The 10,129-nt window shown below is 64.0% G+C and carries 10 protein-coding genes; 6 read left to right on the top strand and 4 right to left on the bottom strand.

Going from position 1 to position 10,129, the window contains the following annotated elements; all coding sequences use genetic code 11:
- The 3 genes from PF446_RS13345 to bioC all read left to right on the top strand — a co-directional run.
- Nucleotides 1-615 (top strand): aminotransferase class I/II-fold pyridoxal phosphate-dependent enzyme (locus PF446_RS13345; protein ID WP_298072412.1); only part of this gene is annotated, 615 nt, incomplete at its 5' end.
- 45 nt (nucleotides 616-660) lie between these two features.
- Nucleotides 661-1,437, top strand: a complete 777-nt coding sequence (bioH, locus tag PF446_RS13340) for a pimeloyl-ACP methyl ester esterase BioH (protein ID WP_298072410.1) — start codon at nucleotides 661-663, stop codon at nucleotides 1,435-1,437.
- A complete protein-coding gene (bioC, locus tag PF446_RS13335; RefSeq protein ID WP_298072408.1) occupies nucleotides 1,434-2,315 on the top strand; it encodes a malonyl-ACP O-methyltransferase BioC in 882 nt (293 codons plus the stop codon). The genes bioH and bioC overlap by 4 nt, the downstream gene beginning before the upstream one ends.
- A 9-nt stretch (nucleotides 2,316-2,324) precedes the next feature.
- On the opposite strand, the gene PF446_RS13330 is transcribed toward bioC, so the two are convergent.
- Nucleotides 2,325-2,897, bottom strand: a complete 573-nt coding sequence (locus tag PF446_RS13330) for a DNA-3-methyladenine glycosylase I (protein ID WP_298072406.1) — start codon at nucleotides 2,895-2,897, stop codon at nucleotides 2,325-2,327.
- Between the two features lie 71 nt (nucleotides 2,898-2,968).
- On the opposite strand from PF446_RS13330, the gene PF446_RS13325 reads away from it, so the two are divergent.
- Nucleotides 2,969-3,868, top strand: coding sequence for an EamA family transporter (locus tag PF446_RS13325; protein WP_298072404.1), 900 nt, complete (start codon nucleotides 2,969-2,971; stop codon nucleotides 3,866-3,868).
- Nucleotides 3,869-3,911: 43 nt separating this feature from the next.
- On the opposite strand, the gene PF446_RS13320 is transcribed toward PF446_RS13325, so the two are convergent.
- Complete coding sequence (locus PF446_RS13320) at nucleotides 3,912-4,649, bottom strand: MHYT domain-containing protein (protein WP_298072402.1); 738 nt, start codon at nucleotides 4,647-4,649, stop codon at nucleotides 3,912-3,914.
- Nucleotides 4,650-4,829: 180 nt separating this feature from the next.
- Nucleotides 4,830-5,828 (bottom strand): pyridoxal-phosphate dependent enzyme, encoded by a 999-nt coding sequence (locus tag PF446_RS13315; RefSeq protein ID WP_298072400.1) that lies wholly within the window; start codon nucleotides 5,826-5,828, stop codon nucleotides 4,830-4,832.
- 83 nt (nucleotides 5,829-5,911) lie between these two features.
- Between PF446_RS13315 and pepN the strand changes: the two genes are divergently transcribed.
- Both pepN and PF446_RS13305 read left to right on the top strand, forming a co-directional pair.
- Nucleotides 5,912-8,548, top strand: coding sequence for an aminopeptidase N (gene pepN, locus PF446_RS13310; RefSeq protein ID WP_298072399.1), 2,637 nt, complete (start codon nucleotides 5,912-5,914; stop codon nucleotides 8,546-8,548).
- Between the two features lie 89 nt (nucleotides 8,549-8,637).
- Entirely contained in the window at nucleotides 8,638-9,225 is a 588-nt protein-coding gene (locus tag PF446_RS13305; protein ID WP_298072397.1) for a hypothetical protein, read from the top strand.
- A 202-nt stretch (nucleotides 9,226-9,427) separates the two neighbouring features.
- Here the strand turns inward: PF446_RS13305 and PF446_RS13300 are convergent, their stop codons facing one another.
- Complete coding sequence (locus tag PF446_RS13300; RefSeq protein ID WP_298072395.1) at nucleotides 9,428-9,619, bottom strand: hypothetical protein; 192 nt, start codon at nucleotides 9,617-9,619, stop codon at nucleotides 9,428-9,430.
- Nucleotides 9,620-10,129: the final 510 nt, after the last annotated feature.

The following is a 10,129-nucleotide window of genomic DNA, read 5'->3' as shown; positions in this document are numbered from 1 at the left end:
TGCGCGCGCCAGCAGGCCACACTCATGGTCGACGACGCCCATGGCCTCGGCGTGCTCGGACCGCAGGGCGCCGGAAGTATCGCGGCAGCCGGCCTGTCCCAGTCGCAGGTGCCGGTGCTCATGGGCACGCTGGGCAAGGCCCTTGGGTGCGCCGGTGCCTTTGTCGCCGGACCGGCCGACTTGATCGAGGGCCTGGTGCAATTCGCGCGCAGTTACATCTACACCACCGCGATGCCACCGGCCCTGGCCGCGGCCACATCCGCGGCTGTGCGCATCGCCCGCGCCGCCGATGACCGGCGCGAGATCCTGCGCGGGCACATCGCTCGATTCCGCAAGGGCGCCGCGCAACTGGGTCTCACGCTGATGCCTTCGGATACACCGATCCAGCCGCTGCTGCTGGCCGATGCCGAAGCCGCCATACGCGACGCGCAGGTGCTGGAAACGGCGGGGTTTCTAATCCCCGCGATCCGACCACCGACCGTGCCCCGGGGTCAGTCGCGACTGCGCATCACCCTTTCGGCCGGACACCGGGACCAGGACATCGACCACCTGCTCGACACCCTGTCCCGCTTGCCGCATGCAAGCTCCGCCTCTATATCCGACGGACGGGCATGACCCAGGTTTGCGCTCGACATCCATCCCCCATTCAGCATCGAATCCATGTCAGATCTGTACATTAAAACCCGCGGCCACGGTGATACCCACCTGGTCCTGCTGCATGGCTGGGCCATGCATGGCGCGATATTCGAGCCGCTGTGCCAGCAACTGGAAGCCAGGTGCACACTGCATGTGGTCGACCTGCCCGGCCATGGCCATTCGCGCGACTGCGCGGTGCCCCTGGAAGCCTCCGCCTGCGCACGCGCAATTGTTGACGCCACGCCGCCGGCGGCCTGGTTGGGCTGGTCCATGGGCGGCCTGATCGCACTCACTGCCGCGCTTGATTATCCCGACCGGATCACCGGCCTGGCGATGGTGTCCAGTTCCCCGTGCTTCGTGCGCGGCCCGGACTGGCCGCACGGAGTGGAAAAAGACGTCTTCGAACAATTCGGCACCGACCTGGATGTTGATTACCGCAAGACCCTGGACCGCTTTCTGGCCCTGGAGGCCATGGGCAGCTCGCATGCACGTGACGAGATCCGCCACTTGCGCAAGGACGTGTTCAGCTTTGGCGAACCGGACAAGCGCGTGCTCAAACAGGGCCTGGAGCTGCTCGACCACACTGACCTGCGCCCGCGGATGCCCGACCTCACACAACCCAGCGTCTGGATCGCCGGAGGCCGGGACCGTCTGGTGCCGGCCGCCGGCATGGAATGGGCGGCAGGGCAGTGCGGAGGCACCCACACCTGCATCCGGCATGCCGGCCATGCCGCGTTCCTGGGCTTCACCGATGCCGTGATCGACGCGCTTGATCCGTGGCTTGCAAGGTGCAACCCATGAGTGGCTTCCAGCTCAACCAGGCGCACATCCGCCGCGCCTTTGGCCGCGCCGCGCAGACCTATGAACAGCACGACGTGCTGCAACGCGAGGTACAGAGCGTGCTGCTCGAACGCCTGGACTTCTGCCTGGAATCGCCGCAGCGCGTGCTTGACCTGGGTGCCGGCACCGGACGCGGGAGCGCCTTGCTGAAACAGCGCTACCCGAAGGCGCAGGTGATCGCCATGGATCTCGCCGTGCCGATGCTGCAACAGGCGCGCAGGCACAGCCGGTGGCGTCGCCGCTTCCAGCGCGTGGCCGGCGAGGCGACCCGGCTGCCGCTGGCCGACCACACGGTCGACATGCTGCACTCGAATTTATGCATCCAGTGGTGCGACGACCTCGCCGCGCTGTTTGCCGAATGCGTACGCGTACTGAAGCCGGGAGGCTTTCTGGCGCTGTCCACTTTTGGCCCGGACACCCTGCGTGAACTTCGTGCAGCCTGGGCCGAAACCGATCAGGATTCGCACGTGGGACGCTTCCTGGACATGCACGACCTGGGCGACGCGATGCTTGCCGCAGGCCTGCGCGACCCGGTGCTGGATGTGGATCATTACACCCTTACCTATGCCGAACCGGCGGCATTGGCACGTGACCTGAAGGGTCTGGGCGCAACCCATGCCGATCAAGCCCGGACGCGTGGGCTGACCGGCAAGGCGCGCTGGCGGCGCATGCTCGAGCAGTACGAGAAGATGCGCGTTGACGGACGCATCCCGGCGACCTGGGAAGTGGTCACCGCGCACGCATGGGGGCCGCCGACCGGCCAGCCACGACGCACCGCCGGTGGCGGCGAGGTGGCCAGCTTTTCGCTGGACCAGCTGCGCGGTTCGCGTCGACGCTGAGTCCGACGGTCAGGAGGACTCACACGCCACCTGGCGATGGCGGAAACAGCCGGTGAGGTGGTCGTTGACCATGCCGGTGGCCTGCATGAAGGCATAGCAGATGGTCGGCCCGACGAAACGGAAACCACGATTTTTCAGGATCTTGCTCATGTGCTCGGAAACCGGCGTGGTAGCCGGAACCTGGCTGGAATCCTGCCAGCGGTTGAGCGCCGGCGATCCGTCGACGAACGACCAGAAATATTGGTCCAGGCTGCCGTAGGCGTCGATCACCGCCAGGGCCACGCGCGCATTGTCGCGAAAGGCATGCACCTTCATGCGATTGCGGATGATGCCCGGATCCTCGAGCCGCCTTTGCAGATCACGGTCGGTCATGGCGGCGACTTTCGCGATCCCGAATTCATGAAACACCTGCCGGTAGCGCGCCCGCTTCTGCAGCACCGTGCGCCACGACAGACCGGCCTGTGCACCCTCCAGACACAGGAACTCGAACAGCTTGCGATCATCGTGCAGCGGCACGCCCCATTCGTGATCGTGGTAGTCCCGTTCGATTTCGCTCTGGGCGGCCCAGGGGCAGCGTTGCATGTTCGACTCCGGTCGTTCCTTGGGCCCTCAGGATATCGCGAGCCCTTGACTCGAACCTGTACGCTAGGGCGATGAATCCTTCGCATGCCCGCCGCCAAGCCCTGTTTGCCCTGCTCGCCCTGGTGCTGGTCTGGGCCTACAGCTGGATCGTCATGAAACAGGTCCTGCGCTACGCAGGGCCATTCGATTTTGCCGCGCTGCGCTATCTCGGCGGCGCAGCGGTCCTGTTTGCGGTACTGGCGATCCAGCGCAAGTCGCTGCATCCGCCGCCGCTGCTGCTGACCGTGCTGATCGGCCTCACGCAAACCACCGGTTTCCAGGCGCTGGCACAGCTGGCGCTGACCAGCGGCGGGGCGGGACATGTGTCGCTGCTGGCCTACACCATGCCGTTCTGGGTGGTGCTGATCGCCTGGCTGCTGCTGTCCGAACGCCCTACATCACGGCAATGGCTTGGACTGGCACTGGCTGCGGCGGGCCTGTTGTTCGTACTGGAGCCCTGGAACGGATTGGGCAGCCTGCACAGCGCACTGCTGGCTGTGGGCGGTGGTATCTGCTGGGCCCTGGGCACCGTGCTCAGCAAGCGCATGTTCGAGCGTCATGCCCCCGGACCGCTGGTATTCACCGCCTGGCAGATGCTGATCGGCGCGTTGGCACTGGGCGTTGTGGCCCTGCTGGTGCCCTCGCGCACGATCGACTGGACGCCTGCATTCATCGCAGGCCTGACCTACAGCGTGGTCATGGCGTCCAGCCTGGCCTGGCTGCTGTGGCTGTTCGTGGTGCAGCGGCTGCCGACCACGGTCGCCGGCCTGTCCAGCCTGGCCGTTCCGGTGACCGCGGTGCTGATGGCCTGGGTCATCCTGCATGAGCGACCCGACCTGTGGGAAAGCATCGGCATCGCGCTGATCGCCTGTGGATTGCTAGCGGTCAGCGGCATCGGAAAAAAGCGGGATGCAGCGGCGGCCGACGCTTGATTGCGTTGCCCGCCGGACCTGACAAACCCGGCGCGGGCCAGGCTTACAAACCGGTGGCAAATGTGCGCTGGCGACGAATGGAATCCAACAGCACCAGCACCAGCAGGGTGAAGACCACACCGAAAATGATCAGGCCCAGATATTGTCCGCCCAGATCACCCCGCCGGATCGCCGTCGCGCCAATCTGACCGGGCACGAACTTGGCGGCGGCCATGCCCATGTAGTGCATGCCGCAAACCCCGACTCCCATGATCAGCGAACCGACCAGGGTCTGCAGGGTGCCGCGCCGCTTGGAACCGATCCACAAGGCGGCAATCGAGGCCAGGATGGCGATCACCACCGACAAGGCCGCGGTCCCGCCGTCGTAGACCGTCGCCGCGGGCATGCGCATGGCGTACATCCCCAGGTAATGCATGGCCGCCACACCTATGCCCATGTATGTGCCCGAGGTCACCAGGGTGAGCATGGAGTGATCGCCGCGCGAAGTGAGTGACAGGCCGATCAGGCAAGCCACGACCGCGACCAATGCCGATACCGCGGTGAGCGTGGCGTCATAGGTGACCGGCACCGGCATGCGGCAGGCCAGCATGGCGATGAAATGCATGGCCCAGATGGCACCAACGCCCATCACGCCACTGGCAGTGACCAGCGTCATGCTCCGCTGCCGCGCATTGCTGGCATGCGAAAGACCGGCAATCAGCTTGAGCGCAGTGAACGAGCCCAGTACCGAAACGATGTACGAAAGCACCACGAGCTCGAGGTTGTAATGATGATAATGCATGGTTGGATCCCTGTTTTTTTTAAACATGAGTTGCGCGTCTGAAGGCAAACCGGAGGTTGACCAACACGCACTCTGTGCACGATCCGGGTGCAGCCTCGGATCATTCACTCCCACTTACGCAATGGGACAGGGTCTGGATGCATCCCGACTCGGGTCCGCGTCGAATGTGGCGGTTTCGACTCAGTCCCGGGCGGCATGTCCCCAGGACAGGGCATCCATATCGATGTTGCCGCCGGTCAGGACCACACCGATGCGGCGGCCGGCAAAGACCTGCGGATATGCGATCACGGCAGCCAGGACCGTAGCGCTGGAGGGCTCCACGACCTGCTTGAGGTGTTGCCACAACAGGCGCATCGCCTTGATCGTCTGCGCGTCATCGACGATCAACACCTGCGTGCGATGCCGCTGCAAGGCCTCGAGGTTGGGCGCGCCGATGGTTGCACGCAGACCATCGCAACAGGTGTCGGGCACGACATCGGTGATGCGCCGACCCGCCGCCAGGGAGCGCGCTGCATCATCGGCACCGGCCGGCTCGGCGGCCACCATGGCCATACCCGGAACCAGCGCGTGCGCGGCGATCGCCACCCCAGCGGCCAGACCGCCACCGCCCACAGGCGTCAGCAACACGTCCAGCAAAGGGGTATTGCCCAACAGTTCCAGCGCCAGCGTTCCCTGGCCGGCGATGACCCTGGTATCGGCATACGGATGCACCAGCAGGGCTCCGGTCTGTACCCGGATTCGAGCGGCCATCGCATCCCGTGCAGCCTGTGTCGGTGCACAGCGATGGATGCGGGCACCGACCGCTTCGATCGCTTCGACCTTGGAGCGTACCGCGCCCTCGGGTATCACGATGTGTGCCTGCATGCCGCGGGTGGCCGAGGCCAATGCCAGCGCAAGGCCATGGTTCCCGGAACTGTGGGTCACAACTCCGCGTTCAACTTCATCCTCACGCAGCGACCAGACCGCATTGCAGGCGCCCCTGAACTTGAACGCTCCTCCGCGCTGGAGATGCTCGCACTTGAAGTGCAAACGCGCGCCGGTCAGAGCGTCCAGGGCATCACTGCGCATGACCGGAGTCACCCGTGCATGACCCGCAATACGCGCAGCTGCGGCGCGGATGGCGTGGATATCGGGTAGCGCCACCACGGGCTCCGGAGTCTCGCTCACACTTGCATTCATAACCGGTGGTCAGCATCTATCAGGGGAGCCCATGGTACCTTTTACCTCTGTTTCCCCCTACATTCCCGCAACTTGGGGTTTTTATGCGCGAAGCTACAACCACCATCCCCATCCGTCTGGACGAGTACCAGAAACCCGCCTGGCGGGTCTCCGAACTGGAGATGGCGTTCGATCTGGGCATTGAAAGTACGCTCGTACATGCCCGCATGGTCCTGCATGGCGGGCAAGACACGCCTTTGCGTCTGGACGGCGAGGCGCTGGAGCTGCTGGAGCTGAAACTCGACGGCACGGCCCTTGCCGTCACCGCCTACGATCCGGAGTCGGCCGAGCTTGTGGTCGAGGGTGCAGGCGACGGCAGTGTGCTGGAAACACTGGTTCGCGTGCACCCGTCGGCCAATACCGCGTTTGAGGGCCTGTACCTGTCCGGATCCAGCGAGGCGGGGTTCCTGCTGACGCAGTGCGAGGCCGAGGGTTTTCGCCACATCACCTTTTTCCCTGACCGTCCGGACGTACTGACCCGCTTCACGGTCACCCTGCGTGCGGATCGCGAGCGCTTCCCGGTGCTTCTGGCCGGAGGCAATCCGGACGGTTCCGGCGAACTGGATGATGGCCGTCACTGGGCCCGCTTCGTCGATCCACACCCCAAACCCAGCTACCTGTTCGCGCTTGTGGCCGGACGCCTGGAACGGATCAGCCGTCCCTACACCACCGCCGAAGGCCGCGCCGTGATGCTGCACCTGTGGGCGGAACCCGATGCCATTGGCCAGTGCGGCTACGCCATGGACGCGCTGGAACGCGCCATGCGCTGGGACGAACGCACCTATGGCCGCAACTACGACCTGGACGTGTTCCACGTCGTGGCAACCCAGGACTTCAACATGGGAGCGATGGAAAACAAGGGACTGAACATTTTCAACGCCAAGTACCTGCTGGCCGACCCGGACATGAGCACGGACGATGAATACCGTCATGTCGAGGCCGTCGTCGCCCATGAGTACTTCCACAACTGGAGCGGCAACCGCGTCACCTGCCGCGACTGGTTCCAGCTCAGCCTGAAGGAAGGCCTTACGGTATTCCGCGAGCAGAGCTTCTCGGCCGAGATGAACTCACCACCGATCAAGCGCATCGAGGACATTGCCCTGCTCAAGCGCAGGCAGTTCACCGAGGATGCCGGACCACTGGCCCATCCCGTGCGTCCGAATGCGTACCGCGAGATCAACAATTTCTACACCGCGACCGTGTACGAAAAAGGTGCCGAGCTGGTGCGCATGCTGGCGGGCCGTCTCGGCGAGGAAGGCTTCCGCCGCGGCATGGACCTGTATTTCGAGCGGCATGACGGAGAAGCAGCCACCCTGGAGGATTTCCTCGCCGCGCTCGGCAACGCCAACGACATGGACTTGATGCCGTACCTGGCCTGGTACGGTCAGGCCGGCACGCCACGCCTGCACGCCAAAGGCACCTGGGATGCCGCAAAGCGGCAGTACGTGCTGACCCTGCGCCAACATACCCCTGCCACACCGGGACAGAAGGACAAGCAGCCCTTGCCGATACCGGTACGCATGGCCCTGTTCGACCGGCAAGGGAAAACCCTGCCTTTGCGCCTCGATACCGACGCCACACCCGGCGAAAACGACCGCGTGCTGATCCTCGACACCGTCGAGCGCAGCTTCATATTCGAAGACCTTGCCGAAGCACCAGTCGCCTCACTGTTGCGCGGTTTTTCGGCACCGGTACAGTTGGATCATGACCTGCCACCGAGCGATCTGGCCATCCTGCTGCGCTCGGACCCTTCCGGCTACGACCGCTGGGCCGCCGGACAACAACTGGCTGCATGTGCCTTCGATAGCGCCCATTCGGGCGTATCGGACAATCCGGCCCTGGACGTCTGGACCGAAGTTCTGTCCGACCTGTTTGACGATGCATCCATGGATCCGGCGCTGCTGGCAGAGTTGCTGAACCCCGCCGGTGAAATCGAACTGTCCGAGCGTATCGAGCAGGTCGATCCCGACACCATCCACGCCAGCCGCCAACATCTGCTTAGCGCTCTGGCTGGACGTATCGGTGCCGGGCGCCTGCTGCAGCGGCTTGATGCCCTGCAGTCCGTAGCCGATGACTCGCTGGATGCGCTGTCACAGGCCCGCCGTCGTCTCAAGCGTCAGGTGCTGGAACTGCTGACCATGGTGGATTCCACGCGTGCCATGGACCGGGCCCAGATGCTGTTCCGGCAGGCCGGCAACATGACGGATCGGCTCAATGCCCTGCGTGTCCTGCTGGGCAGCGATGCCGGCGAAGCGGCCCTGGCGTCGTTCCGCAAGCGTCACCAACACCTGCCGCTTGCGCTGGACAAATGGTTCGCTGTGCAGGCTGAAGTGCCGGGTGGAGCGGCACTTCAGCGGGTGCGCGGGCTGCTCCAGGATCCGATCTTCACCCTGCGCAACCCGAATCGTGTCAACGCCCTGCTGGGCAGCTATGCGCGCATGAACCCGAGTGGCTTCCATCGTACCGACGGCGCAGGTTATCTGCTGTTGACCGAAAAACTGGCGCAACTGGACGCACTCAATCCGCAAGTGGCCGCGCGTCTTGCCGGAGCCTTCAACGGCTGGCAGCGGCTGGAACCTGTTCGCCGGGAAGCCGCGCACGCCGCGCTCGCGGCACTGGCCGCCTCACCGGAACTTTCCGTTGACCTGAACGACATCCTGCATCGCGCACTGGAAGGCTGAGACCTTGTGCATGCTGCATTAACCATCGCCGCATTAGATTCGTATGTACGCGAATGCGACCCCGGTCGCGCATGCACGAGGTACCGCTCATGAAAATGCGTTCCGTCCTTGCACTGCCTGCCCTGCTTGCCATGCTCAGTGGCTGCGTCCTGACGCCCGCCTACCACTACAGCGGTGGTGCCGATGGCTATTATTACCAGCACTCCGGCTACACTGCGAACCGCATTCAGGGCTACTACAACGGATATCCATACGACTACGGTAATGGCTACGTCGACGGTTACGGTTACGGCGCTCCCTATGGCTACTGGGGGCCGGTCTCCACTCATGTGTATTACGAGCATGGACGAGACGGAGACTACCGGGAGCATGATGCGCGAGGTGACCATCGCGATCATGAGCGCTACACGGGACACGAACGGCTGAGCGACCCGGCCGCCGACCGATTCCACAACAGGCCACAGGATCGCTATCGCCGGGAAGACGCCACCCGCCGTCCTTACGACAATCCCCGGGTCAATCGTTCGTGGCAGCCGTCGCCCAACTTTGCACGGCGCCCACAGGCTGCGCCGCAACCCCAGCCCCGTGCGCGCCCATCATCATCAAACCAGCCCCGGCATGATCCACGCGACAACCCGCCACCGTCCCGGAAGAGGCAAAACTGGCGTCGACATTGATTTACCGGCCCAGGCCCGTAGCGTAACCCTGGTCTTGAGCACCTGAACCATCAAAAAAGCCATTCCCTTGCCGGAATGGCTTTTTTATGGTTCAACCCCTCGGGTAGTCGGATGCCCAGCTGATTTGCAAGCTTCCGCGCTGCGCCAAGGTGATTGCATGCCCGGAACCGTTGAACCAGCGGCGCGGACCACCGGGGACGGATCAGGCCGGAAGACGGCGCAGGGCTTCCTGCAACTTGGACATGCGGGTCTCCAGACGCTGCTGGCGCAGGGAGGCATCCTCGCCGGACTGCAGTGCCAGGGTTTCCATGGCCAGTTCGACGCGGCCCATTTCGATCCGCAAATCGTGATGCAGTGCCTGAGAGTCGTTGATGCGCTGTTCGTTGCTAAGCATGGTGGTACCCCTGTTTATCGCGTTGTCTTGGATATGGAGCTACATGCATCAAGCGTGCCAATCGCACTGAATGCCTGCCATGGCCTGCCTGTGACCTTTTTTCCTATGGCAAGTTGACGCTCTGCGTCGTAAAGTGCCGATAACGTCTAGTAGGCTTAAAAGGTTGCGTTCGAAGGTCATACGAGGTTCATCGCCGATACCTCAAGATTGGCGTTCGGCATCGCGCATACGCAACGAGCGGCAATCGCTGCCGCTCGTTCATGAGTTGAAAAGTTTCTGGCACCCGGCACATGGTCATCCTGGATTCCCCCTGTTCCTGAGGACCGCCGGGTGCCAGATCCTCCCTCTGCCCTGTCCAAGGGGCATCGGATTGCCGAACTGGCCAATCGGTGCTACCCCTCGCCGGCGCGCGGCCGGCCCCTGAAACCCGCCTCAGCCCGCTTCCTGCGGAACCTATGCCCGGCGAGGGTGCAGGACAGACACATGCATGCTTCATGCCAACTAGCCGTT

The sequence above is a fragment of the Oleiagrimonas sp. genome (assembly GCF_027858935.1).
Classification (GTDB): domain Bacteria; phylum Pseudomonadota; class Gammaproteobacteria; order Xanthomonadales; family Rhodanobacteraceae; genus Oleiagrimonas.
The sequence above is the reverse complement of the archived record's forward strand: the minus strand, read 5'-3'. Positions and strand labels throughout refer to the sequence as shown.